General features: G+C 72.8%; 14 protein-coding genes. 5 read left to right on the top strand and 9 right to left on the bottom strand.

Features of this window, described 5'->3' with window-relative positions:
* The first annotated feature begins 117 nt into the window (after window positions 1-117).
* Window positions 118-474 (top strand): VOC family protein, encoded by a 357-nt coding sequence (locus ACF062_RS10820; protein WP_392137401.1) that lies wholly within the window; start codon window positions 118-120, stop codon window positions 472-474.
* A 30-nt stretch (window positions 475-504) separates the two neighbouring features.
* On the opposite strand, the gene ACF062_RS10815 is transcribed toward ACF062_RS10820, so the two are convergent.
* The 5 genes from ACF062_RS10815 to ACF062_RS10795 form a co-directional block, all read right to left on the bottom strand.
* Window positions 505-2,274 (bottom strand): CocE/NonD family hydrolase, encoded by a 1,770-nt coding sequence (locus ACF062_RS10815; protein ID WP_392137400.1) that lies wholly within the window; start codon window positions 2,272-2,274, stop codon window positions 505-507.
* Between the two features lie 174 nt (window positions 2,275-2,448).
* A complete protein-coding gene (locus ACF062_RS10810) occupies window positions 2,449-3,378 on the bottom strand; it encodes an LD-carboxypeptidase (protein ID WP_392137399.1) in 930 nt (309 codons plus the stop codon).
* Window positions 3,375-5,360 (bottom strand): prolyl oligopeptidase family serine peptidase, encoded by a 1,986-nt coding sequence (locus ACF062_RS10805; protein ID WP_392137711.1) that lies wholly within the window; start codon window positions 5,358-5,360, stop codon window positions 3,375-3,377. The genes ACF062_RS10810 and ACF062_RS10805 overlap by 4 nt, the downstream gene beginning before the upstream one ends.
* Before the next feature lie 26 nt (window positions 5,361-5,386).
* On the bottom strand, window positions 5,387-6,748 hold the full coding sequence (locus ACF062_RS10800) for a M20/M25/M40 family metallo-hydrolase (RefSeq protein ID WP_392137398.1): 1,362 nt from the start codon (window positions 6,746-6,748) through the stop codon (window positions 5,387-5,389).
* A complete protein-coding gene (locus tag ACF062_RS10795) occupies window positions 6,741-7,574 on the bottom strand; it encodes a M55 family metallopeptidase (protein ID WP_223777893.1) in 834 nt (277 codons plus the stop codon). The genes ACF062_RS10800 and ACF062_RS10795 overlap by 8 nt, the downstream gene beginning before the upstream one ends.
* Before the next feature lie 163 nt (window positions 7,575-7,737).
* Between ACF062_RS10795 and ACF062_RS10790 the strand changes: the two genes are divergently transcribed.
* Window positions 7,738-8,499, top strand: coding sequence for an NAD(P)H-dependent oxidoreductase (locus ACF062_RS10790; RefSeq protein WP_392137397.1), 762 nt, complete (start codon window positions 7,738-7,740; stop codon window positions 8,497-8,499).
* Between the two features lie 17 nt (window positions 8,500-8,516).
* On the opposite strand, the gene ACF062_RS10785 is transcribed toward ACF062_RS10790, so the two are convergent.
* The gene (locus ACF062_RS10785; RefSeq protein ID WP_223777891.1) at window positions 8,517-8,867 is read right to left on the bottom strand and encodes a metalloregulator ArsR/SmtB family transcription factor; all 351 of its coding nucleotides are present in this window, start codon (window positions 8,865-8,867) and stop codon (window positions 8,517-8,519) included.
* A 101-nt stretch (window positions 8,868-8,968) separates the two neighbouring features.
* Between ACF062_RS10785 and ACF062_RS10780 the strand changes: the two genes are divergently transcribed.
* Both ACF062_RS10780 and ACF062_RS10775 read left to right on the top strand, forming a co-directional pair.
* Window positions 8,969-11,008: a heavy metal translocating P-type ATPase gene (locus tag ACF062_RS10780; RefSeq protein WP_392137396.1), complete on the top strand. Its 2,040-nt coding sequence runs from the start codon at window positions 8,969-8,971 to the stop codon at window positions 11,006-11,008.
* A gap of 206 nt (window positions 11,009-11,214) precedes the next feature.
* A complete protein-coding gene (locus ACF062_RS10775) occupies window positions 11,215-12,702 on the top strand; it encodes a flavin-containing monooxygenase (RefSeq protein ID WP_392137395.1) in 1,488 nt (495 codons plus the stop codon).
* 30 nt (window positions 12,703-12,732) lie between these two features.
* Here ACF062_RS10775 and ACF062_RS10770 read toward each other — a convergent pair whose 3' ends face one another.
* Window positions 12,733-20,364, bottom strand: a complete 7,632-nt coding sequence (locus ACF062_RS10770; protein ID WP_392137394.1) for an SDR family NAD(P)-dependent oxidoreductase — start codon at window positions 20,362-20,364, stop codon at window positions 12,733-12,735.
* 307 nt (window positions 20,365-20,671) lie between these two features.
* Between ACF062_RS10770 and ACF062_RS10765 the strand changes: the two genes are divergently transcribed.
* On the top strand, window positions 20,672-21,817 hold the full coding sequence (locus ACF062_RS10765; protein WP_392137393.1) for an SDR family oxidoreductase: 1,146 nt from the start codon (window positions 20,672-20,674) through the stop codon (window positions 21,815-21,817).
* On the opposite strand, the gene ACF062_RS10760 is transcribed toward ACF062_RS10765, so the two are convergent.
* Window positions 21,769-23,058 carry a wax ester/triacylglycerol synthase domain-containing protein gene (locus ACF062_RS10760; RefSeq protein ID WP_392137392.1) on the bottom strand — a complete coding sequence of 430 codons (1,290 nt, stop codon included), beginning with the start codon at window positions 23,056-23,058 and terminating at the stop codon, window positions 21,769-21,771. The genes ACF062_RS10765 and ACF062_RS10760 overlap by 49 nt on opposite strands.
* 30 nt (window positions 23,059-23,088) lie before the next feature.
* A complete protein-coding gene (locus ACF062_RS10755; protein ID WP_392137391.1) occupies window positions 23,089-25,302 on the bottom strand; it encodes an MMPL family transporter in 2,214 nt (737 codons plus the stop codon).
* Window positions 25,303-25,546 lie beyond the last annotated feature (244 nt).

Here is a 25,546-nt window from a genome sequence, read left to right as displayed (position 1 = left end):
CCCGGCGGACCGGCGAGTTGGGGCGGCTTCCTCGCCGGAGGCGGTGGCGAGGGGGTGGGCAATCATGAAATCGTTGCTGAGCCGTTGGCCGGTCACAGAGGTGAGGGCGTTCCAATCATGGAGATCCTGGGAACCACGCTGCGCGTCTGCGTCGAGGACCTGGAGTCCTCGGTCGCGTTCTACGAGCGCCTCGCGGGCGGCAAGGCGATGCGCTTCGAACGCGGCGGCGTGTCCGTGGCCGCGGTCGGCTGCTTCCTGCTGATGAGCGGTCCCGAGCAGGAACTGGAAGTGCTCCGCAAGGTCGCGGCGACCATCGCGGTGCGGGACGTGGATGAGGCGTACGCCGTGCTGAACGCCTCCGGCGCCCGGGTCATCGCGGGCCCGGTCCCGACCCCCGCCGGGCGCAACCTCATCGCGATGCACCCGGACGGCGCCGTCTTCGAGTACGTGGACCGCCGCGTCGCCGCGACCTGACCCGCGTCCTCCACGGCGGGGCGGGTGGCGTCAGTGGCGGACCACGGGCAGTTCGAGGACGCCGGTGTCCTTGGGCGCGCTGGTCACCGTGACCGGCTTGACGCCCTTGTTGCCGAGGTACGCGCCGTCGCTCGCCGCCACCACGAACCGCAGCCGGTGGCCCTTCTCGTAGCGGTGCACGATGCCCGGCAGCGACAGGGTGAACGGCTTCGTCACGTCCGGCACCCGCACGGGCGAGACGAGCCGGTGGACGAGTGTCTTCTTGCCGTCGGGCGCCACGTCGTAGAGCTTGGCGAAGAGGACCAGCTTGTCGGCCGCGTCACCGGAGTGCTGCACGCGCTCGGTCCTCGGCGAGATCACCTTCAGGGTGGCCCTGGGGGCACCGACGACGTCCATGTCCTCCGCGAGGGGCTCGGTCGTCCAGTCCAGGTAGGTGCCCCTGATGTCGTACGGGGCGGGGTCGGGCAGGCCGATCAGTCCCGCGAGTGAGGACTCCGAATGGCTCGTCGGGACGAGCCGGTTGCGGTACTCGCGGCTGCCGCGCGCCACCTTCGCGCGGTTGTCGACCAGCTTGCCGTCGCCGGACAGGTACAGCTCGCGGTTGAGCGGCGGGACCTTGGAGGCGGTGGCGTAGGTGGTGTCCGGGTCGCCGATCCAGTCGCGGCGGTAGGCGAAGGCGGGGCCGGTGTCGACGCCCTTCTTCTTCTGGAGGTAGCGGTCGAACCAGGCGAGGATCCGCCGCCCCACATACGACGTCTCCAAGTTCCCCTCGTCCAGGTTGAGTTCGCCCGCTGCCGCGTCCCGCACGCCGCCGCTGTGGCCCCAGGACTGCCAGATCATCTTCGTCGGGGTGCCCTGGGCCGTGAGCGTCCTGTACGTCGCCTCGGCCTCGTTGAGGTTGAAGAGAGTGTCGGCCTGGCCCTGCACGAGGAGTGTGGGCGCCTTCACCTTGCCGAGGTACGAGACCGGGGAGACGCCGCGCGCGAACTCCTGGAGGGCCTTGGTGCGGTCCGCCGGATAGCGGCCGGAGTTGAGCGTGCGGATCGTCTCGCAGGCCTTGGTGACGAAGTGCAGACAGCCGAGGCGGTTGACGCGCGACGGATCGAGGTTCGGGACGAGTAGCGGCTGACCCTCGCCGATGAGGTAGAAGCCGTTCATCCACTGCCACTTGGCGGCGCCGGGGACGCTCCGGTCGGCGGCGTTGTTCGGGTCGAGGGAGTACGCCAGGTCGTGCCAGGTGATCATCGGGACGAGGGCGTCGACCCGTCGGTCCACGGCGGCGGTCGCGAGCTGGACGGCGCCGCCGTACGAACCGCCGATCATGCCGACACGCGGGTCGCCCGCACGGTCGGCGGTGACGTAGTCGACCTTGGTGCCGTCGTCGGCGGCCCGCTCACCGGCGAGGAAGTCGACGAGCCCGGAGGCGGCCCTGCCGTCGATCTCCGGGTCGTCGAGGGAGATCAGGCAGCCGGATCTGCCGAAGCCGAGGCCGGAGTAGACCAGACCTACGTAGCCGCGCTCGGCGAACGCCTTGCCGACCGCGGCGGTCGAACCGTCGGACTTGCTGCCGCCGAAGCCGTTGGTGGAGAGCACCGCGGGGGCGGGGTGCGCGGCGTCCACCCCGGCGGGCCGGTACAGGTCGGCGTCGACGGTGCAGCTCCTGCCGCCCGCCTGGACGGTGAACTTCAGCGCGGTGACGGTGTACTGCCCCGCCGCGCCGGCCGGGGCGGGCGCGGCGACGGCGAGCGGCGCGGCGAGCGCCGCCGCTGCGGCGAGGGTCAGGGCACGGCGACGGGACAAGGGGACCTCCACGCTGAGGACATCCGACAGCTGGCGACTACGGAGTGACGACTACGGGCCTGACGACCACTGACCGGCGACTACTGACCGGTAAGTGCCGGCCCCGCTCATGTTGTGACACGTGTCAGAGCCAGGTCAACGACCGTGACAACGGTTTCTTCCGGAGCGCGCGTGTCAGACCAGCGCGGGGACGTCCAGCGTCAACGTCCCCGCGTCCGCGTCCAGTTCGCCGACCACCCCGAACGGCACCGTCAGCGCCCCGTCGCAGTGCCCGAAGCCGAACTCCTCGACCACGGGCACACCGAGTCCGCCGAGCCGGTCGGCGAAGAGGCGGCGCACCATGTCGTACGGCGTGCACCGCTCCCAGGAGCCGAGGGCGATCCCCGCGACACCGTCCAGCCGGCCGGCGCGCAGGAGCTGGGTGAGGATGCGGTCCAGGCGGTACGCCTCCTCGCCGATGTCCTCCAGGAACAGCAGGCCGCCACGCGCGCCGGCCCGCGCCCCCGGCGTCCCGATCTCGGCGGCGAGCAGCGACACGCAGCCGCCGAGCGTGACGCCCCTGGCCCGGCCGCCGACCAGGGCCGTGGCGCGCGCGGGCGCGGTGATCACCCGCACGTCCTGGGGGGTGAACAGCGTGGCGCGCAGGTGGTCCTGGGCGTCCGCGTTCTTGAGGAAGTCGGCCGTGGCGGTCATCGGGCCGTGCAGGGTGGCGAGCCCGAGCCGCGTGGCGAACGCCTCGTGCAGCGCGGTGATGTCGCTGTAGCCGAGGAACACTTTCGGCCCGGCCGCCCGCATGGCGGTCCAGTCGACGAGGTCGACCATGCGCTGGACGCCGTACCCGCCGCGGGCGCAGAACACGGCGGCGACGGCCGGATCGCACCACGCCCGCTCCAGGTCGCCCGCGCGGTCGGCGTCCGTCCCCGCGAGGTAGTCGAACTCCGGGTGGCGGTCAAGGACATGGGGCATGACGACCGGGTCCAGGTCCCAGCCGCGCAGGATGTCCAGGCCCGCCTCCAGGCGTTCCTCGGGGACGGGGCCGCTCGGCGCGACGACGGCGACGCGCGCGCCGGGGGTCAGGCGCGCGGGCCGTACGAGGGGTCTCACTTGGCGAGCTCCAGGGTCGGCGGCGGTCCCGCGAGGTCGATTCCGAACACCTGGGCGTAGAGGGAGAGTTCGGCCTCCAGGGCGCGGACCATCGTGTCGGCGCGGCGGAAGCCGTGCCCCTCCCCCTCGAAGGCGATGTAGGCGTGCGGGATGCCGCGCCCCTCCATCTTGGCGAGGAACCGTTCGCACTGGGCGGGCGGACAGACCACGTCGTCGAGCCCCTGGAGCAGCAGGAAGGGGACGGTGACGCGCTCGGCGTGCTCCAGCGGCGACCGCTCCGCGTACCGGCCCGGCACCTCGTCGAGCGGACCGACGATGGATTCCAGGTAGCGCGATTCCAGGTCGTGGGTCTCCCCCGAGGCGAACGCCGCGAGGTCGAGCACGGGGTAGATGATGGTCCCGCAGGCGTAGACGTCGGTGGTGGCCAGGGACACGGCCGTGGTCCAGCCGCCCGCGCTGCCGCCGCGGATCGCGAGGCGGGCGCGGTCGGCCGTGCCCTCGTCGGCCAGCGCCAGGGCGACGGCCGCGCAGTCCTCGACGTCCACGATGCCCCATTGCTCGCGCAGCCGGTCGCGGTAGGCGCGCCCGTACCCCGTGGAGCCGCCGTAGTTGACCTCGGCGACGCCGATGCCGCGCGAGGTGAAGTAGGCGATGGCCAGGTCGAGGACGAGCGGCGAGCGGCCGGTGGGGCCGCCGTGCGCCCAGACCACGTACGGCGGCAGCTCCTCGTCGGGCGCGACGTGGCCGGGGTGGTGCGGCGGGTAGATGTGGGCGTGGACGGTGCGTCCGGCGGGGCCCTCGAAGGTGCGGATCTGGGGTTCGGGGTAGTACGTGGGGTCCACCGGGTCGTCGTGGCAGGCGCCGACGACGCGGGCGTGGCCGGTGCCGGTGTCCAGTTCCACGACCTCGTACGCGCTGCGCGGGCTGGCGGCGACGCCGAGCACGCGGGGGCCGTGCGCGGCGACGGTGGAGGCCCACTCCGTCCAGGGGCCCGCCGCGTCGACGACCTCGCCGGTCTCGGGGTCGAGTATGCCGAGCGCGGTGGCGCCCTTGCCGTGCACGACGGCGATCAGTCCGCTGTCCAGCGGCGCGAACCAGGTGAGGCCGGTCTGCCACAGGGGCCCGGCGAACTCCTCCTCGCGCGGACAGAGCGGGCGTACGCTGCCCGCGTCGTCCGGCATCGCGCGGTACAGGTTCCACCAGCCGGTGCGGTCGCTGGAGAACAGCAGGCGTCCGTCCGGCGCCCATTCGACCTGCGCGACGGACTCCTCGGGGCCGCCGGCGAAGGTGCGGGCCGCCGTGAAGGTGCCGTCGTCCCGCACGTCGGCGAGGACCAGGTCCGTGCCGTCCCACGGCATGCGGGGATGGTCCCAGCCGATCCAGGCGGCGCGGGTCCCGTCCGGCGACAGACGCGGGCCTGTGATGAACCGGTGGGCGCCGTCGGACAGTTCGCGTACCGCGCCGCGGTCCTCGGCCGCCGAGCCGTCGAGGGGCACCGCGGCGATGACGCGGCGCACGTCGGTGGAGTGCGGCCCGGTGAACTCCTCCAGGACGCACCACACTTCGGCCCGGTCGGGGCGGAGCACCGGTTCGGCCCAGCGCAGGCCGCCGCCGATGTCGCCGAGCGGCGTCAGGGGGCGGGGCGCGGCGTCCGGGGCGTCGGGCTCGTACGCGTACAGGCGCTGGTCGGCGAAGTCGACGAAGACGAGCAGCGGGCCCTCGGGGCCCTCGACCCCGGTCCAGGGGCGGCCGCCGTACTCGACGACGCGGCTGCGCACGTTCCACGGCGGGGGCAGCACCGAGCGCTCAGCGCCGTCGGGGAGCCGTCTCACCAGGGCGCGGCGGCCGCCCTCGGTGGGTCGCGGTTCGGTCCACCACGCCTCGCCGCCGACGAAGCCCACGTACCCCGGCGCGCCGTCGTGGGTGGCGGCGAGCTCGGCGTCGATCGGCGACGGCCATGATCCGTACGCGCGGGTCTGCATCATGTCCTGTACTTCCCCCATTTTTCCTAGGCCGTGCGCAGAAAGCGGTCGAGGACACGGACGCCGAAGTGCAGTGCGTCGACGGGGACGCGCTCGTCGACTCCGTGGAAGAGCGCCTGGTAGTCGAAGCCCTCCGGTGTTCTCAGCGGCGAGAAGCCGTAGCCGGTGATGCCGAGCCGCGAGAACTGCTTCGCGTCCGTACCGCCCGACATGCAGTACGGCACGACGTGCCCCTCGGGCGCGAACTCCTCGACGGCCGCCCGCATCCTCGCGTACGTCGGCGAGTCGACCGGCGCCTGGAGCGCCACCTCGCGGTGGTGGAACTCCCAGTCGACGTCAGGGCCGGTGAGCAGGTCAAGCGTGTGGCGGAACTCTTCCTCGCCGCCGGGCAGAAAGCGGCCGTCGACGTAGGCCACGGCCTCCCCAGGAATCACATTGACCTTGTAACCCGACTGGAGCATCGTCGGGTTCGCGCTGTTGCGGACGGTGGGTTCGACGAGCGCGGCGGTCGGGCCGAGCTTCTCCAGGAAGGCGTCGACGTCAAAGCCGGGCGCCTCGGGGTCGCTCTCCAGGCCGTAGAGCGCGGCCAGTTCGACGAGCGAGGCGCGCACGGTCGGGGTGAGCCGGACCGGCCAGCGGTGCTCGCCGATGCGGGCGATGGCGGCGGCCAGCCGGCTCACGGCGTTGGCGCGGTTCACCTTGGAGCCGTGGCCCGCCTTGCCGCGGGCGGTCAGCTTGAGCCAGCCCGTGCCGCGCTCGCCCGCCGCGATCGGGTACAGCTGGTTGCCGCGCCCGTCGTGGAAGGTGAAGGCCCCCGACTCGCTGATGCCTTCCGTGCAGCCCTCGAAGAGCGGCGCGTGCCGGTCGGCGAGGAACCCGGAGCCGTCGGCGGCGCTGGCCTCCTCGTCGGCGGTGAAGGCGACCACGATGTCCCGCCGGGGCCGCACCCCGGCGCGCGCCCACCTCCGTACGACCGCGAGGATCATCGCGTCCATGTTCTTCATGTCGATCGCGCCGCGGCCCCATACGACGCCGTCGCGGATCTCGCCGGAGAACGGGTCCACGCTCCAGTCGGCCGCCTCCGCGGGTACGACGTCGAGGTGGCCGTGGACGAGCAGCGCGTCGGCGCCCGGGTCGGTGCCCTCGATGCGGGCGACGACGTTCGTGCGGCCCGGGGCCCGTTCCAGGAGTGTGGGGGTGAGGCCTGCCTCGGCGAGGCGTTCGGCGGCGTACTCGGCGGCGGGCCGCTCGCGGCAGTCGCCGCCGCCGCGGTTGGTGGTGTCGATGCGGATGAGCTCGGAGGTGAAGGTGACGACCTCGTCGAGCGCCCGCGCGTCCACCTGGTCGTGGTCGGCCTGATCCCCGGGCTCCTGCTGCTGGCTAGCCATACTGCTCCTCCACGGCGGCGGAGGCGATCGTCGTAACCGCCTTGAAGGTACGGATCCCCTCGTACATCGTCTCGCTGTCGTACGCGACCTTGCGCTCCCCCGTACGGCGCACTCCCGGCACGACCGTCGAGGCCATCGCCAGGTGCTCGGCGTCGAACTCGACCTCCACGGTGAACGGTCCGCCCACGACCGGTTCGTGGCGCACCGCGAGTGCGGCGGCGTCCTTGGCGGCGGCCCGGATGTCGGCGGCGGTGCGGGCCGGAGTGCGGCAGACGGCGGCGTAGCGTGACACGTGGTCCTTGACGGCGACCTTCAAGGCACCGGGCGCGTACCCGAGGGCGTCCTCGCAGGCCAGGTCGTCGCCGGTGACGAGCACCACGGGGACGCCGTACTCGGCGACGACATGGGAGTTGAGCAGCCCTTCGCTGGCGCGTACGCCGTTGACCCAGACGCCGGTGATCTGGTTGGCGAGGTAGGTGTGCGCGAGGACGCCCTCCATGCCGGCGCCCGCGTGGTAGCCGAGGAACGCGATGCCGTCCACGTCGCCGTGCTGGACGCCCTCGACCATGGACAGCGACTTGTGCCGTCCGGTGAGCATCTGGGCCCGCTCGTCCAGCTCTTCGAGGAGCAGGTTGCGCATGGTCCAGTGGGCTTCGTTGATGAGCACCTCGTCGGCCCCGCCGTCGAAGAACCCGAGCACGGCGGCGTTCACGTCCGAGGTGAACATCGTCCGGCACCGCTCCCACTGCGCGGTGCCCGGCAGCACGTCGGCCGGCCAGGTCACTCCGGTGGCGCCCTCCATGTCGGCGCTGATGAGGATCTTCACCCGTCCCTCTCTTCACTGCCGTGTCTCGTACCTGCCGGTCGAACACCAACCCTAACCAGGGCCGCACGTGGGGCACGCGGCACGGCGGGAGTGGCCAGATCCTTGCAGCACCTGGCCTTGTGGCCACTCGTTGCCGCCGAGAGGGCCGCCGCACGATCGGGGCATGAAGGTTCTCTGGATTTTCGCCCACCCCGAACAGCACTCCCTGAACGGTTCCCTGATGAGCGACGGGCTGCGCACCCTGGAGGCGCTCGGGCACGAGCACCGCGTCTCCGATCTGTACGCCATGGGCTGGAAGGCCACCGTGGACGCCGACGACTTCGGGAACCCGCCGCGCGAGCGTCTCTTCGTGGGGGCGGAGCAGGAACGCGCCCACGCGTCCGGGACGTTGAGCGCGGACATCGTCGGCGAGCAGGAGAAGATCGCCTGGGCGGACACACTCGTCTTCCACTTCCCGCTCTGGTGGTTCGGGCCGCCCGCGATCCTCAAGGGCTGGTTCGACCGCGTCCTTGTCCAGGGCTTCGGCTTCGGCGTCGCGGGGCCCGACGGCCGTGCCCTGCGCTACGGCGACGGCGGCCTGGCGGGGAAGCGCGCGCTGATCGTCACGTCGGTCGGCGCCCGGGAGTCCGGCTTCGGCCCGCGCGGCATCCACGGGCATCTGGAGGAGGTGCTGTTCCCGCTGCTGCACGGGACGTTCTGGTACACCGGCATGGCGGCGCTCCCGCCGTTCGTGGTGTACAGCGCGGACCGGCTCACGGCGGCGGACCACGCGCGGGACGCGGCGGCCCTGCGCGAACGCCTGCGCACACTGCCGACCGAGCGGCCGCTGCCCTTCCACCACGAGAACGCGGGGGCGTACGACGAGGATCTGGTGCTGCGGCCGGAGTTCGCCCCGGGCCGGTCAGGAGTCGGCGTACACCGCTGAGGCCGTCGGCTCCCTGGTCACGGGAGGTCCCGCGCGCCGAGGCGCAGGTGCTCGATGTGGTAGACGGCCTCGTCAAGGAGCTGGGCCACGTGGTTGTCGTAGAGGCTGTAGACGATGCGGCGGCCCTGCCGGGAGCCGGTGACGAGGCCGAGGGCGCGCAGCAGGCGCAACTGGTGGGAGACCGCCGACTGTTCCATGCCGACCGCCTCGGCGAGCGCGCCGACGCCGCACGGGCCTTGGCGCAGCTTGGTGAGGATCATCAGGCGGGACGGTGTGGCGAGCGCTTGCAGGGTGGCGGCGATCGTGGCGGCGGAGTCCGCGTCGAGGTGTGTCGCAGGGGTGATCTCGCTGTCGGCTCCGTGTCCCATGCGGCAATCCTACTCGTCGCATAATTGAAGACCTCTTCATGTGTTCCGCTATGGTGGAAGGACCGTCCCCCGAAGCGTCCCCGAAGACGAGGTGTGCCCCGATGTCTTCCGCCCTGGTGGGCGACCGGCCCGGTCCGGCCGCCGCCACCGCCGCGCCCGCACCGGCGCGCCGCACCCGGCTCGTCGCCCTGCCCGAGGTCCGCTGGGCCGCGCTGGCCACGGCCGCGTTCCTGCTCGCGTTCCCGCTGGACCTCGCCGGGGCCCCCGCCTGGGCGTGGGGTCCCCTCTACGCACTCTGTTACGCGGCCGGCGGGTGGGAGCCGGGCGTGGCGGGGCTCCGGGCGCTGCGGGAGCGGAGCCTGGACGTCGATCTGCTGATGGTGGTGGCGGCCCTCGGCGCCGCGGCCATCGGGCAGTTCCTCGACGGCGGCCTGCTCATCGTGATCTTCGCGGTCTCCGGGGCCCTGGAGGCCCTCGCGACCCGGCGCACGGCGGACTCCGTGCGTGGGCTGCTGGACCTCGCGCCCGCGATGGCGGTGCGGCTTCGCCCTGAGGGCGCGGGCGGTGCGGACGGCGCGGACAGCGCGGTGGGCGCCGCGGGCGGCGAGGAACGGGTGGCGGCGGACGCGCTGCGGATCGGCGACATCGTTCTCGTACGGCCCGGCGAGAGGCTGCCCGCCGACGGGGCCGTGCTCGACGGCGGCAGCGAGGTCGACCAGGCCACCATCACCGGCGAGCCGCTGCCGGTGGCGAAGGAGGTGGGCGACGAGGTGTTCGCGGGCACCCTCAACGGCACGGGGGCGCTGCGCGTACGCGTCGGCCGGGACCCGGCGGACTCCGTCATCGCCCGCATCGTGACGATGGTCGAGGAGGCCAGCGAGACCAAGGCTCCCACGCAGCTCTTCATCGAGAAGGTCGAGCAGCGGTACTCGGTGGGCGTGGTGGTGGCCACCCTGGCGTTGTTCGCCGTGCCGCTCGCCCTCGGTGCCGCGTTCACCGAGACGCTGCTGCGCGCCATGACCTTCATGATCGTGGCCTCGCCCTGTGCGGTGGTGCTCGCGACGATGCCGCCGCTGCTCTCCGCGATCGCCAACGCGGGCCGGCACGGCGTTCTCGTGAAGTCCGCCGTCGTGATGGAGCGGCTCGGCGCGGTGACCAAGGTCGCCCTGGACAAGACGGGGACGCTCACCGAAGGCGCGCCCCGCCTCACGGACATCCGGACGCTGCCGGGCGCCGGCCTCACCGAGGACGAGGTGCTGGCGCTGGCCGCGGCCGCCGAGCACCCCAGCGAACACCCGCTCGCCCGCGCCGTGGTCCGCGCCGCCCGCGAGCGCGGTCTCTCCCTGCCGGCCGCGGGCGACTTCGCCGCCGCTCCGGGACGCGGCGTGCGCGCGGTCGTCGCGGGCCGCGTCGTCCGGGTCGGCAGCCCGGACCGGCTCCTCGCCACCGCCGACGAGGCTTCCCGTACGTCGGTCATGGCCGTGGACGCGATGACGCGGCCCGCGGCGGACGGCGACGCCCGCACGGTCGTCCTGGTCGTGGTCGACGACGTCCCCGCGGCCCTGCTGCGCCTCGCCGACCTGCCGCGCGCCGGGGCCGCGGAGGCGGTCGCGGGCCTGCGTGGACTGACCGGCTCCTCACCGGTACTGCTGACCGGCGACACCTCCGACGCCGCGGCGCGCCTCGCGCGGGAGACCGGCATCGAGGACATCCGGGCGGGGCTCCTGCCGCAGAACAAGGTGGCGGCCGTACGGGAGTGGGAGGAGCGGGGCGAGCGGGTGCTCGTCGTCGGCGACGGCGTGAACGACGCGCCCGCGCTCGCCGCCGCGCACAGCGGCATCGCCATGGGCAGGACCGGCTCCGACCTGACCCTGGAGACCGCCGACGCGGTGGTGGTCCGGGACGAACTCGCCACGGTCCCCGCCGTCGTGGCCCTCTCCCGGCGGGCCCGCCGCGTGGTGGTGCAGAACCTGGTCATCGCCTCCGTCTGCATCGGCGCGCTGGTGATCTGGGACCTGGCGGGCCATTTGCCGCTGCCGCTCGGCGTCGCGGGCCACGAGGGTTCGACCATCCTGGTCGGCCTCAACGGCCTGCGGCTGCTGCGGAGTTCGGCGTGGCGGCAGGGGGGCGCCACGACTTGAGGGGCGCCGTGTCGTTCGAGGTGGCGCCGGCGGGGGGCGGCCCGGCCGTGCGTGCCTGCTCCATGCGAGCGAAGCGCCGACCGTATGTCGCCCGGATGCACCAGTGGACGGCCCCGCCCGCGACAGGGCCTGAAAGAGTGCCGTCCCGTGCTCGTTCCCACCTCCCAAAGGCCGCGTTCGCGCCGCCGCACCACGGCCGCCGCCTCATGACCGCCGCCGCCCACCACCCCCATGTCCACACCGCCGTGATCGGCAGCGGGTACTCCGGCATCGGCACCGCCATCCGCCTCAAACAGAGCGGTACCGACGACTTCGTCATTCTGGAGAAGGCCCCACAGCTGGGCGGCGCCTGGCGCGACAACGCCTATCCCGGCGCCGCCTGCGACGTACCGGGCCATCTGTACGCGTTCTCCTTCGCGCCCAACACCGCCTGGCGCACCACACTGCCCACGCAGCCGGAAGTCCTCGCCTACCTGGAGCACTGCGCCACCCGTTACGCCCTCCATCCCCATCTGCGCCTGAACTGCGAACTGATCTCGGCTCGTTGGCACCCGGACGAGGGCCGATGGCGACTGGACACGACCCGGGGGACCTACACCGCTTCGGTTCTCGTGGTCGCCACCGGCCTGCTCAGCACCCCCCACATTCCCGGGCTGCCCGGCCTGGAGACCTTCCAGGGCCCCGCGTTCCACACCGCCCGCTGGGACCACGAAGCCGATCTGACCGGCAAGCGCGTGGCCGTGATCGGCACCGGCGCCTCCGCCGTCCAGTGCATCCCCCACCTTCAGCGCCGCGCCGCTCATCTCGACGTCTACCAGCGCACACCTCCCTGGGTCCTGCCACGCCTGCGCCGCAGCACCACGGCCCTGGAGCGGGCCGCGCTGCGGCATGTGCCCGGCCTGCCGCGCCTCCTGCGGCACACCGCCTACTGGAGCCGGGAACTGTGGACCCTCGCCTTCGTCCCGGGTCACCCCTGGGCGCGCGTGCTGGCCGCCACCGCGGCCCATCTGCACCGGCTCCTGCAACTGCGGGCCACGGCACTGCGCGGGCCCACCCGCCCCTCGTACCGCGTCGGCTGCAAACGCATCCTGCTCGCGAGCGACTACTATCCGGCCCTCCGGCAGCCCAACGTCGACGTCGTCGCCCAGGGCGTCGAGAGGATCGGCCCCCGCACCATCACCACCGCCGACGGCAGCCGGCGGCCCGCGGACGTCATCGTGTTCGCCACCGGCTTCCGCGCCTACGACCCTCCGGTCTCCCACCGCGTCACCGGTACGGACGGCCGGACGCTGGCGGAGCACTGGGGCGAGGGCATGGCGGCGCACAACAACGTCACCGTGCCCGGCTTCCCTAACCTGTTCCTCCTGCTCGGCCCCAACAGCGGACTGGGCCACTCCTCCCTGGTCCTCATGCTGGAGGCGCAACTCGACCATGTGCTGGCCTGCCTGGGTCACCTGGAGCGCACCGGAGCCCAGGCGATCGAAGCCACCCGGGAGGCGTGGCACACGTACCGACGGCAGCTGCGCGACCACACGTCCGGTTCGACGTGGACGACCGGCTGCGACAGCTGGTACCTCGACCCGCGGACAGGGCACAACACCGCGCTGTGGCCGCGATCCGTCATCGCGTACCGAAACCTGCTCCGCACCTTCCGCCCGCAGGACCACACCTTGACCCGGCGCCCGGCCCCTTGACGGGGGCCGGGCCGCGCGTGCCGGGCGCCCTCAGGTGGCCGGCACGCTCGTCTCCTCCACGCGGGCCTTACGTGCCTGATGCGGGACGGTGGGCAGGCTCGGCGCGGGCCCTTCGCAGGAGCGCAGGCCCAACCGGAGGTACAGCGTCTGAGCGACGTCGGTGAGCGTGCCCGTGCTGCTGCGCAGCAGATCCATGGGCGGGATGTCCACTCCGAAGCGCCGGTTCAGGGTGAGCAGGAGTTCGGTCCCCATCAGGGAGTCCATCCCGTAGGAGTCCAATCGCTGGTGCGGGTCCATCTGGTCGGCGTCCATCTGCAAGATCCCCGCCAGGACTCTGGCGAGGGCCTCGGTCAGGTAGGCGATGGCCTCTTCGCCGGACATCTGGGAGAGCGTGCGCAGCATCTCCTCCTGGTCCATGTCCCCTTCCTCGCCCTGTTCCGGTACCAGTGGCGACAGGCGTGGGCTGGAGACGGACGGCATGACCTTCATCAACCGGCCCAACTCGCCCCGGAAGACGCCGGTGACCTCGGCATCGCTCCCCAGGAGGGTCCCGGCGACGGTGAAGGCCTCCTCCGGGCGGAGCAGTCCGAAGCCCATGGTGGACAGGGAGTGGCCCAGGCCGTTGCGGGCCACATAACCGGTCTCCCCGACGGCTCCCCAGGCGAGGGCCAGGCCGGCCAGACCGTCGCGGCGCCGGCGTCGGACGAGGGCTTCGAGGTAGAGGTTGCCCGCCGCGTACGGCGCCTGCTTGACATTGCCGAAGGTCGCCGTCTCGGAGGAGTACATCAGGAACAGGTCGCACTCCCGCTCCCGCAGCAGGAGGTCGAGGACCGCCGCCCCAGTGATCTTGGGTGCCATGACCGCGGCCAGGCGCTCCCCGGTCAGCTCGGTGAGCAGGGCGTCGTCGAGGTGCATCGCGCAGTGCACGACGCCGCGCAGGGGATGCCCGGTGGCATCGACGCGGGCCACGACCTCACGCATGGCGTGCGGGTCCGTGACGTCGGCCGCGTACGCCGTGGTGGTCACGCCCCGCCCGGTCAGCGCCGCCAGCACGTCCGCCGCCTCCGGTGCCTCGGCGCCCCGGCGGCTGACCAGCGCGACGTGGCGTGCGCCGAGTCCGGCGAGCCACTGAGCGGTGGCCGCGCCGAATCCGCCGGTGCCCCCGGTGACCAGATAGGTGGCCGTCGCGTCGAGGCGGGTGACCGGCGGTGTCCGTTCGATCAGAGGCGGCTCGTCCAGTGGGTCGAAGGTGACGACGACTTTTCCGATGTGCCGGGAGTGCTGCATGAGGCGGAAGGCGTCATCGACGCGTGTCGCGGGGTACGCGGTGTGCAGCAGCGGACGGAAGGACTTGTCCGCAAGCTCCTTCTTCGTCGTGGCGAGCAGTTGTTCGGCCTCCCGTTCGTCCTGGAGCACCTGGATGAGGTCCAGACCGAAGAAGGCGATGTTCTTGCGGAACGGGCGCAGCGGCAGCGACTTGTTCTCGTAGATGTCCCGCTTGCCCAGCTCGACGAACCGGCCGCCCGGCCTGAGCAGTTCCAGGCTGCGGACCATGGCTTCCCCGGCCAGCGAGTTGAGGACCACGTCGACGCCGCGGCCTTCGGTGATCTCCTGGACCTCCGCGGCGAAGTCGAGGGTGCGGGAGTCCAGTACGTGCCGCACGCCGAGTGAGCGCAGGAGGTCGCGCTTGACCTCGCTGCCCGCGGTGGCGATCACGTGGGCGCCACATGCTTCCGCGTACTGGAGGGCGGCGAGGCCGACGCCACCGGCCGCGCCGTGCACCAGGACGGTTTCACCCGGCTGAAGCCGCGCGAGGGTGCCAAGACCGTAGCGGACGGTCGAGCAGGCGACGGGCAAGGTGGCGGCCTCGGCGAAACCGATGTCGTCGGGCAGCGGCCACAACGCGCGTTGGTCGGCCACCACGTGGGAGGCGAGCGAGGCGGGGGCCAGGCCCACCACCCGGTCGCCGGGTGCCAGGTCCGTGGCGCCCTCTCCGCAGGCGATGACGGTGCCCGAGCACTCCATGCCGAGGCCGTCGGCTGTCGGTGTGCCCTCGACGGCTTCCATCGGGAGCAGGCCGACGCTCTGCATGAGATCGCGGTAGTTCAGCGCGGTGGCCCGCACGGCCACCAGCACCTCGCCCGGGCCGGGTTGCGGCAGCGGGCGCTCTTCCCAGGCGAGCCGGTAGGACAGGCCGGGGTCGTCCACCCGCAGTGCGAACGGCACGGTGCCGTCACAGGGCTGGGCGAGGGGACGCGGCAGCTCCCGGGGCACGAAGCGGTCCGCGACGGTGAGCAGGACCTCGTCCTCTTCCGTGGGCCGCAGCAGTTCCCGCGCCAGCCGCTGTGCGTCGGCTGCCGGGTCCGCGGTGCGTTCCAGACCGACTCGGCGGCTGACCAGCCCGACCACCTCGTTGACCAGGCTGCGGGTCATCCCCCACAGGGCGGCGTCCAGTTCGTGCGTGACCTCGGGTGAGGGAATGGCGCCGCAGGGCCGGGTGACGAGCCACAGCTGCGGAGGGTTCGCGGAGGACGCTTCGTCCGTCGCGGCGGTCAGCGAGCGCAGCATCTCGGCACGGTGGACGGCCTGGGCCGTCAGTTCGCGCGGTGCGGTTCCGGAGGTGTCGCCGAGGACGAGGACGACGGCGACGGTGTCCGTGCCGGGCTCACCGTGCGCCTCCCGTAGCACCTGTGTCCAGGTCGGACCGTCGTCGGTCATGGCGATGACGCGGGCCGGGCTGCCGTGCCGGCACAGCGCGTCGGCGGTGGCGGCGGCCAGGTCCCGCTCGGCCTCCGCCTCGATGGCCACGACGAAGGCGGTGCCGCTCCGATACGGAGGTTCCGTCCCTGCTTCGGTGTCGGCGGTGTCGGCGGCGGCCTCGGCGGGCAGACCGGTGGCCGCGGGGGCGTCGGCCGCGCCCTCGAAGGGGGTGGCGGCGAGCAGGACGGAGATGTCGCCTTGTCCCGAGGGCGTCTCGTGGCCCGTTTGGAAAACCTGGCTGTAGCCGCAGTCCCGCAACAGGGTGGGCCAGGCCTCGCTGGGCAGCAGCAAGGAGTGAGGGCGCAGCTCGGTGTCGGTGTTGCCGTAGAAGCTGTCCAGGAACCCGAAGTAGCTCACCAGCTCCACCGGGTCGTGGGGTTCCATGGCCAGGAGGTGCCCGCCGGGTGCCAGGAGCGTGGCCACGTTGCGCAGGGCGTCGGCCAGGTCCGGTGCCGTGTGCAGGGAGTATCCGGCGACGACGAGGTCGTAGCTGTGCGGTGTGTACCCCTGCCCCGCGGGGTCCTGGGCCAGGTCCAGGGTGCGGTACTCGACGAAGTCGTAGGCGGCGAAACGGCTCTGGGCGCGGGGGAAGAAGAAGCTGGAGACGTCGCTGAAGCAGTAGTGCGTGCGGTCGCTTGGCAGCAGCGGCAGCAGCGCGGCGGTGGCGCCGCCCGTCCCGGCACCGACCTCCAGGACGCGCAGGGTCCGTCCCCGCGGCCACTGGGCGACGATCTCACGGACGAGGGCCTGAGCGACCTGATTGAGGAATCGGGTGACCGGCAGGACGTCGTAGAACTGTTCCATCGCCTGGGCGCTGTGATCGGCCACCAAGAGTTCCATGGGGTCGGCCTGCCCGCGCAGGACACGCTCCATCGCTCGCCCCTGGTGGGCGGCGAGGCCGAGCGCGCAGGCGAAGCCCGGGCTGTCCGCGACCGCCCGACGCGCCAGGTGTTCGGTCGGGAACCGCGACGCGGTCAACTGCCACCGCCCGGCACCGACGGCTGTGAGCAGTCCATGCTGTTCCATCAGGGGGAAGAGGATCGGCCAGAGACGCGCGTGCTTCTCAAGGGCTCCTCCCGCCACCAGGTCCGCCGTGGTGAAGGGCTGCGCGGGGTCGGACACCAGCCCGGCGACGGCTTGTGCCGTCCGCCGCGCGAAGTGCTCCTTCACCAGCTCCGACGGAACCGCCAGGCCTGCGCGCCGCTCCGTCAACTCATCGATCGTCCTGGCCGCCCCTTCCGCGATGCGCCGGGGCGGGGGCAGTGGAGAGGGCGCGGCCGGCCTGTCGAGGCGGGGGGCCGCGCGCAGTTCGGTGCGGTGCACCAGGACCGGGACGCGCCGCATCGCCGCGACGCGCCTCAGCCGGCAGCCCTCCAACTCCACGTACACCTGGCCGTTCTCATCGGCCAGGACGATGTCCCAGCACACCTCGTCCGGTGTGCGGCTGCGTTCGCTGACCCACACCACGCCCTCGGGTGACGGCTCGTCCCACACGCGGACGGCGCCGATGGCCGCGGGCAGGAACGCGGCCCCGTCCTCGACGAGGTCCCCGAGCAGCGGAGCCCCCGCCTGCAGGGCCCCGTCGAGCAGGGCGGGGTGGGCCGTGTACGGGCGGCCCGGCGCGTCGTGCCGGTAGCGGGCCAGCACGTGGCCCGTGCCGGTGTCGAGGCCGGTGAGGACCTGGAAGGTCGGCCCGTAGTCGAGACCACCGTCCGCGCAGGCCCGGTAGTGCTCCTCGCCCGTGAGGTGCCGCGGGCAGCGCTCCGCCAGCGCGTCGAGCTCCAGCGGCGTGGGGCGGGTGCCCAGCAACGCCCGCACGCGGGCCCTGACGTGCGCGCGTGGCTCCGGGTTGTGGTGGGTGGTGCTGGTGACCGTCAGCATCCCGTCGTCCGGGTGCAGCGCCACCTGGGTCCGGGTGCCGGGCGCCTCGGCCCAGGGCACGACCAGAGCGGTGAGGATGTCCAGGTGCTTCACCTCGACCGCGTGGCCGAACGTGGCTCTCCCGGCCGCGAGGGCCATCTCCGCATAGCCCGTGGCGGGCATGACGACGGAGCCGGCGACGCGGTGGTCGGTCAGCCACGGGAGGAGCGCGGGTTCGATGCTCCCCTCCCAGACGGGGTGCGGTGCGGTGACACGTCCGCCGAGCAGGGGGTGCACGAGGGCGCCGTTGCGGTGCCAGGCGTCCGCGTCGCCGTTCCAGTGCCGCTCGCGCTGCCAGGGGTAGGCGGGCAGGGTCGCGACGCGTCCGGGCCGGGGGAAGTACCGGTCCCAGTCCGTGGTGGCTCCGGCGGCGACCAACGCGGCGGGGACGGCGGCCAGTTGCCGACCGCCGCTCGTGTCGCGGCTCAGGGTGGGCACGACGACCGCCTGCGTGCCGGCCCGCGTGGCGATGATCCGGCGCAGGTAGGTGCGGAGCACGGGGTGCGGGCCGATCTCGACGAGGACGTCTCCGCCGTCGTCCAGGGCCCGCTCGACGGCGGCCGTGAAGCACACCGGCTCCCGTACGTTGTGCCACCAGTACGAGGCGTCCAGCGCGGTGCCCGAGATGCGGCCTCCGGTCACGGTCGAGTACAGCGCGATGTCGCTCTCGCGGGGGGCGAGTCCCTGGAGCGCGGTGTCGAGCGGCTCGCGCTGACCGTCCATGGCCCGGGTGTGGAAGGCGTAGTCGAGGCCCAGGTCACGGACGAACACGCCGCGTTCGGTGAGTCGGGCGCCGAGGTCGGCCAGCGCGTCGGCGTCACCGGCGATGGTGACGTCCTTGGGACCGTTGGCACCGGCGATCTCCAGCGCACCGCCCCAGGGGGCGATCTCCTCGGCCGCCTGCTCGGGCCCGAGTCCGACGGCCGCCATGCGCCCGAGGCCCGCCGTCCGAGCCTGGACCCGGCTGCGTTCGGCGATCACCCGGGCCGCCTGGGCAAGCGTCAGGGCGCCGCCGGCGTACGCGGCGGCCACCTCGCCGACGCTGTGCCCCAGCACCATCGCGGGCGTGACCCCCCGGTCGCGCAGAACGGCCACGATGCCGATCTGCACGGCGAACAGCAGCGGCTGCGCCACCTCGGTGGCGGCCAGGGACCACTTCTCGGCGGGCAGCGCGAGTTCGTCCAGGACCGACCAGCCGAGCCGGGGCGCGAGTGCGGCGTCCGCCTCCTCGACGGCCTTGCGGAACACCGGCTCCTCGCGCAGCAGGTCGGTCGCCATGCCCGCCCACTGCGAGCCGTTGCCGGAGAAGACGAACGCGACCCGTCCGCACGTCGCGGCCTGGGCGACGGCGGCGGACACGGCGTCGGCGCCGCCCGCTCCAGGCACCTCGTCGACCTCCCGCACGTCCGCGTGCGCGTCCCCGGCCAGCGACGCGAAGCCGCGGGCCGCTTCCCGCGGCGACCGGGCGAGGACGGCCGCGCGATGCTCGTGCGCGCCACGGCGCAGGCACGAGGTGTAGGCGAGGTCGTAGAACGTGTCGTCGTCCGCGTCGCGCAGCCGTTCGGCCATGGCCGCGGCGGCGGCCGACAGCGCCCGTGGCGTGCGGGCACTGACCACCAGGGGCAGCCCCTCGGCCGGCGGGGTGTACGCCACGGGACCCGGGGGCGGCGGTGCCGAGGTGAGCGCGACGTGGGCGTTGGCCCCGCCGAAACCGAAGGAGTTGACGCCGACGACGGGCCGGCCGGTCGGGCTCGCCGGGAGCGGCGTCCGAGAGGTGGTGAGACCGAGGCCGAGACCCGTGAAGTCGATGTCCGGATGCGGGGTGTCGGCGTGCAGCATCGGAGGAATGGTGCGGTGCCGCAGCACCAGCAGGGCCTTGCACAACCCCGCCATGCCCGACGCCGGTTCGAGGTGGCCGAGGTTCGTCTTCACCGAACCGACGGGCAGCGCCCCGCTAATGCGGCGTACGCCGAGCGCCCGTCCGATGGCCTGCGCCTCCAAGGGGTCGCCGACGGGGGTGCCGGTGCCGTGGGCCTCGAAGTAGACGACCTCGTCCGGGTCGACGCCCGCTTGCGCGTACACGTGGCGCAGCAGCTCCTCCTGGGCCTCGGCGCTCGGCAGCGCGAGGCCCATCGTGTGGCCGTCGCTGTTGCTGCCGCTGCCGAGGATGACGCCGAGCACCCGGTCACCGGCGGCCAGGGCGTCCGCCAGTGGTCTGAGGACCACCATGCCGCCACCCTCGGCGCGTACGAATCCGTCGGCCTCGGCGGAGAACGCGGCGCAGTGCCCCCGCCTCGACAGCATGGACGCCTGCGAGAACCCCACGTAGTGGTAGGGGCTGAGCAGGATGTTGGCTCCGCCGCACAGGGCCACCCGGCTCGTGCCCGCCCACAGGGTGTGGCAGGCACGGTCCAGGGCGACGAGGGAGGAGGAACAGGCGGTGTCCACCGCCATGCTGGGGCCGCGCAGGTCGAACGCGTGGGAGAGGCGGTTGGCCGCGATGGAGGAGGCCGCGCCCGCCATCGTGTACGGGCTGACCGTTTCCAGCGACATCATCTGGAGCGCCCCGTAGGAGGCGTCGGAGATGCCGACGTAGACGGCGGTGTCGGTGCCGGCGATGCGCTCGGGCGCGATGGCCGCGTCGTCCAGCGCCTCGGCCGCCAGTTCCAGCAGCAGCCGGTGCTGCGGGTCCATGTGGGCGGCTTCCTTGGGCGAGATGCCGAAGTACGCGGCGTCGAAGCCGGCGATGTCGTCGAGGAAACCGCCGGCCGAGGTGTAGCTCCGGCCGGTGCGCGGCATGTCGCCGGACGCGAACCGGCGGGCGTCGAACCGGTCCTTCGGTGCCTCGCCGACCGCGTCCCGCCCCTCGCACAGAGCCGTCCACAGCCCGTCCATGTCGTGGATGCCGCCCGGCAGGCGACAGGAGACGCCGACGACGGCGATGGCTCTCTCGGGTGCGGCAGAAACCAGATCCTCGGTCACGGGGCGGCCTTTCAGCGAGCAGCGGGCAGCAACGGGAAGCAATGGGCGGCAATGAACGGCAACAGGCGGCAAAACGCCACAGATCGTTCAGCACCGTAGCCACCTCCGGCTCGAACGCTGCTAGAAATCACCGGAGTTCGGGTCTATTCCTCGCAATCACCTTTACGAGTGAAGGCGGCCCCGCGCCGACGCCGACCACTCGTCCGAGTGACTGTGTCGAGGCGCGACCTGAGCGGCGGTTCGGACCCGAGGCGGCGCCGTAGCGTCGGGTGCCGTCACTCCCCCCCCTCTTCCTCAGGAGACCCCGTTGTCCGTCCTGCTCACCGGCGCGACCGGCTTCCTCGGCTGCCGCATCCTGCGCGAACTCCTCGCCCACGGCGAGGAGGTCACCGTCCTGGGCCGTGGCACACCCGACGAACTGCGCGCCCGCGTCGACGCCGCCGTGACGTGGCTGGAGGCCCCGCCATTGGCCGCCGACGCCCTCGCCGGCGTCCGCTACGTCAGCGGTGACCTCACACAGCCGGGCCTCGGCCTGACACCGGGGGACCGGGCCCGCGTCACTGAAGGCCTCACCGCTCTGTGGCACTGCGCCGCGATGATCGCCCTCGAGGCGGAGCCGGCCGCGCTGCACCATGTCAACGTCATCGGCACCCGGCGCGTCCTGGAACTGGCGGACGAGGCTCCTGGGGCGCGCGTGCTCTTCGTGAGCACCGCGTACGTGGCCGGACGGCGCCGCGCAGGGCACGTCAGGGAAACCGACCTGCGGGACGGGGACGGGTTCCAGACACTGTACGAGGAGTCCAAGTACACCGCCGAGCGCCTGCTGCACGCCTGGGCGCGCGAGGGGGGCCGGGACGCCACCGTGTTCCGCCCCAGCCTGCTGGTCACCGACCGCCCGGCGCCCGAGGGACTGCCCGGACAGCCGACCGACGTGGCGGTCCGGCTCATCGAGAACGTCCTGCTCGGCCGTGCGGCCGAGCAGGACGCGATGCGGGCGCTGCTGGGTGGCCCGCGCAGCGCTGACACCCGGCGGCCCGAGATCATGCAGTACCGCGTCGAGGGCGACCCCGAGGGCGCTCTCAACCTGCTCCAGGCCGACTACGCGGCCCATGCCATGGTGCTGGCGGCATCACGCGACGAACCCGCGCCAGGCGTCCGCACACTGCACGTCACCCATCCGCAGAGCGTAAGGCTGTCGACGATGGCCACCGCCCTGCGAACCCGCTTCCCCGGCCTGCTGGTCCACTTCACCCCGGTACTGCCGCACCCCACGATGCCGGAGCGGCTCCTCGCGAAGCACGGCACGCGCCTGCTGACGTTCAGCGCCCACCGGCGCACGTACGACCGGAGCAACCTCCTGGCGGCCGTCGGTGACCTTCCCGCCCCTGACCCCGTCGACCACGACTACCTGGTACGCGCCTTCGGGGGAGCCAAGGCGCCGCTGCACGTGTGAGTCCCTGGGCCGGGGGCCCCGCACAGGGCGTCGACCTGCGCGTTCCACAGTTCTCCCACCCGGGCGGCGTCCGGCAGGGTGGCATCGTGCACCACGGCGAGCCGCGCGACCGAACGGTGATACGTGAGGGCCGTATAGAGCAGATGCCCGTCCATGAGCGCCCCCACCGAGGTGACGTCGAGGGCGCGGCTGCCGTCGAAGGACAGCTCCGGCTCGCGGTAGGGCACGTAGTTGCAGCACACCGGCGCGGTGCGCGCGTCCATGAGCGCCCTGGCCGTGGCCTCGGAGATCCGGTGCGGGGCGTGCTCCTGGAGGAAGCGAGACGTGGCCGCACGGCCTTGCCGCTTCGCACGCGCCGTCGCCCGGTGGACCCGGGCCAGCCGCTCCCACGGGTCGGGCAGGTGGCAGGGCAGCAGGACACGGGCCATCGCCAGATGATTGCCCGGCAGGCTCTCCTCGTCCGCGCGCCGTGTCGACATGGGCATGGACACCGGCAGGTCGCACAACTGGTCGGGGCCGCTCCCCCGGTCCAGCGCCAACTGGCGCAGCACGCCGGCCATGGCCGCGAGGTAGACGTCATTGGTGGTGACCCCCGCGGCCCGACCCACCTGGGAGAGCCGCTCGTAGGGAAGCGAGACGCAGGTCAGGCGGGAGGAGCCGCTGGCGGGCCCGTGCAGCCACCGCCAGACCGGGGCGACGGCGGGGCCGGGGCCGGGCAACAGCCCGGACACGGCATCGGCGAGCAGCCGCACCGCGCACCTGAGGGAGACCCCGCCCCGTGACACCGCGGGGCCGGGCCGCGGGGCGCTCCCGAACAGGCTGTTGATCAGATGTGCGCGCCCCGTCCCGTCGGTGAGCGCATGGTGGGAGCGGAAGAAGAGCAGCCACTCGTCGGCGCGGTGACCGTCGGCGAGCCAGACATCCCATGGCGCAGCCGGAGACGGCGGCAGGGGCAGGGCACGCAGTGCGTCGGCCACCTCCTCCCATGACCGGCCGGAAGGCGCCGCATGGTGCCGTACATGGTCCTGCGGACGCACATCGGCCGGCACGCGACAGGTACGGCCCCCGACGTCCTCCAGCCGGTGACGCAGGACGGGCTGGTCGGCGAGGTGCGCGGCGAAGTGGTCCCGGAGCCGGCCGAGACCGGGAGCCGCGCCCCGGAACCGCAGCAAGGTCCCCACGATCTGCGGGTGCGAGCTCTGGGACCGGTGGTAAACGGCGTCCACTGGGTTGGCGTACATGCGGCTCTCCCCGTCACGCGGATGTGTCGGCTACTTGTCGGGCACAGGCGCGGGCTCGGGTCCGCGGTCGCGCGCCGCGGGCAGCCGCGCGTGCGTGCCGGAGCTCGCGTGGTGGTGCCGGCGGTCGAGGCCGACGCGCCGGTGGAGTGCGGCGAGAGGGCGCGGTGCCCACCAGTTGGCGTGCCCGGTCAGCTGCATGAACGCCGGGACCAGCACGCCGCGTACGACGGTGGCGTCGACCAGGACCGCGAGCGCGAGCCCACAGCCGACGAGTTTGAGGAGGGTGATGCCGGAGGAGATCAGGGGCAGCAGGGCGACCGCGAAGATCACCGCCGCCACAGTGATCATTCTGCCGGTGCGGGCGAGCCCGGTGACGATCGCCGTCCGGTGATCACCGGTGCTCCGGTACTCCTCCTGGATACGGGAGATGAGGAACAGCTCGTAGTCGACGGAGAGGGCGAACGCCGCGCCGAAGACGAGAATCGGCATCGACGTCTCCAGCTCACCGGTCACGGTGAAGTCCCCCACGAGAGCGCGCAGATGTCCGTCCTGGAAGACGTACACCATCGCCCCGAAGGTGGCGCTCAGGCTCAGCGCGCCCATGATCACGGCCTTCACGGGGATGAGGACCGAGCCGGTGAAGAGGAACAGCAGCAACAGCACCGCTCCGACCACGAGGGCCGCGGCCGCGGGCAGGGCCCCGAGGACGGCGTCCTTGGTGTCCAGTACGCGGGCCGGGCGTCCGGAGACCTGATGCCGACCGGGAGAGGGCAGTGCGCGCAGCTCCCGCACCAGCGGTTCGTCGGCCGAAGGCGGCCCGTCGGCGGTCACCGAGAGCCAGGTCGATCCGTTGGTGACGTGGAGCAGCGCGTCCATGGACGGCCCGGTCGTGCGGCGTCCGTCGCGGTACGTGCCCAGAGCGGTGCCGACCTCGCCCGCCGTGGGCAGGGCGGAGACCCTGCGGGCATAGGCGTCCAGGGCCTGCCGCTGGTCGACGGCGTCGGTGTCGGGCAGCAGTACGGCCAGCGTCCGGGTCCACGGCAGGGGGAACTCGCGGCCGACGCGCGTGGCCGTGGCGTGGGACTCCGCCTTCTCGGGCAGCACCCGCTCGTCGGTGACACCGAAGCGGGCGTGGGTGAACGGCACAGCCAGGGCCAGCAGGAACAGGGCCGCGCAGCCGCCCGCCAGAACCGGTCGGCCGGTGGCGAGGCGTGCCACGCGTGACCACGACGGGCTCCGGTCGGCACGTGCGCCGCGCCGCAGGGGAGCGAACGGGTCGAGCCGGTCGATCCGACCACCGATGACCAGGAGCATGGCGGGCAGCACCACACGCGTGGCCACGGCCGCCAGCACGACGACGCTGATGCCGGCCAGCGCCAAGGAGCGCAGGAACCCCAGCGGGAAGAGCAGGAGCGCGGCGAGGCAGACCACGACCGTGCCCGCGGAGAACAGCACGGTCCGGCCGACCGTGCGCATGGTCGTCCCGACCGCTTCGGGCGGCGTGGCGCCCGCGGCCAGCTCCTCGCGGTAGCGGCTGACCACGAACAGGCCGTAGTCGACGGCCAGTCCGAAGCCGAGGGCGGTGGTGAGGTTGAAGGCGAACGCCGACAGCGGCATGTACGCGGCCAGCACCTGGAGGACGGCGAAGGTGCCGGCCACGGAGAGCGCGCCGACCACCGCGGGCAGCAGCGCCGCCGTGAGTGATCCGAAGGCGAACAGCAGCACGAGGACGGCGAGGGGGGCGCCGATGAGTTCGGCGCGGATCAGTTCCTCGCGGCTCAACTCGGTCACCTCGGCCATCACCCAGGCCGGCCCGGTCGCCGTGACGGTGAACGGACCCTGCCCACCGGTCAGCCGTGGCACCAGGTCCGCCGCCCGGCGCGCCGCCGCGTCCTCGTTCCCCCGCAGGTCCACGGTGACCAGGGCGGCCCTGCCGTCCTCACTGAGCAGCCTGCGGTCCCCCACGGCCCAGTAGGAGACGACTTCCCGTACGCCTGGTTCGTGGGCGACCCGGTCGGCGAACTCCTGTCCCGCGCGCCGCACTTCAGGGGCGTCGGCAGGCTGGGGTGCGCGCGCGTACAGGACCAGGTCGGGAATCCCCGCGCCGAAGCGCTGCTGGATCAGCGCGTCCGTGCGGGTGGCCTCGGTCCCCTCGGCGATGTAACCGCCGTTGGACAGCCGGCCCGGCGCCGCGAACGCGGTCAGTGCCAGCACGGTGCCGATGCCGGCGGTGGCGAGCAGCACCCACCACGGGCGCCGCGCGCTCCGTGGAACCGTCCCGCACCACCCGCGAGCGGTATCTCGCCTCCGGCCGAGCAGACCGCTTCCGGGAAACCATCGCATGACGGTCCTTTCCTCGACGCGGCAATCCTGGCCAAAGCGGCATTCAAGGGTCAAACACTCATTAGGCCTGAAGAGTGACGAGTAGCACCGAACTTCACGTTGAGGGAGATTTACTCGCATAGAACGCGAACGATGGGAACCACAC

Source organism: Streptomyces sp. NPDC015345, from assembly GCF_043078805.1.
In the GTDB taxonomy this organism is placed as follows: domain Bacteria; phylum Actinomycetota; class Actinomycetes; order Streptomycetales; family Streptomycetaceae; genus Streptomyces.
Note: the sequence above shows the minus strand (reverse complement) of the source record. Positions and strands in the feature narration are given on the sequence as shown.

Coding starts and splice junctions, on each gene's coding strand:
- ACF062_RS10820 (WP_392137401.1), top strand. CDS start 118: ATGGAGATCCTGGGAACCACGCTGCGCGTCTGCGTCGAGGACCTGGAG.
- ACF062_RS10805 (WP_392137711.1), bottom strand. CDS start 5,360: ATGCAGACCCGCGCGTACGGATCATGGCCGTCGCCGATCGACGCCGAG.
- ACF062_RS10800 (WP_392137398.1), bottom strand. CDS start 6,748: ATGGCTAGCCAGCAGCAGGAGCCCGGGGATCAGGCCGACCACGACCAG.
- ACF062_RS10790 (WP_392137397.1), top strand. CDS start 7,738: ATGAAGGTTCTCTGGATTTTCGCCCACCCCGAACAGCACTCCCTGAAC.
- ACF062_RS10785 (WP_223777891.1), bottom strand. CDS start 8,867: ATGGGACACGGAGCCGACAGCGAGATCACCCCTGCGACACACCTCGAC.
- ACF062_RS10780 (WP_392137396.1), top strand. CDS start 8,969: ATGTCTTCCGCCCTGGTGGGCGACCGGCCCGGTCCGGCCGCCGCCACC.
- ACF062_RS10775 (WP_392137395.1), top strand. CDS start 11,215: ATGACCGCCGCCGCCCACCACCCCCATGTCCACACCGCCGTGATCGGC.
- ACF062_RS10760 (WP_392137392.1), bottom strand. CDS start 23,058: ATGTACGCCAACCCAGTGGACGCCGTTTACCACCGGTCCCAGAGCTCG.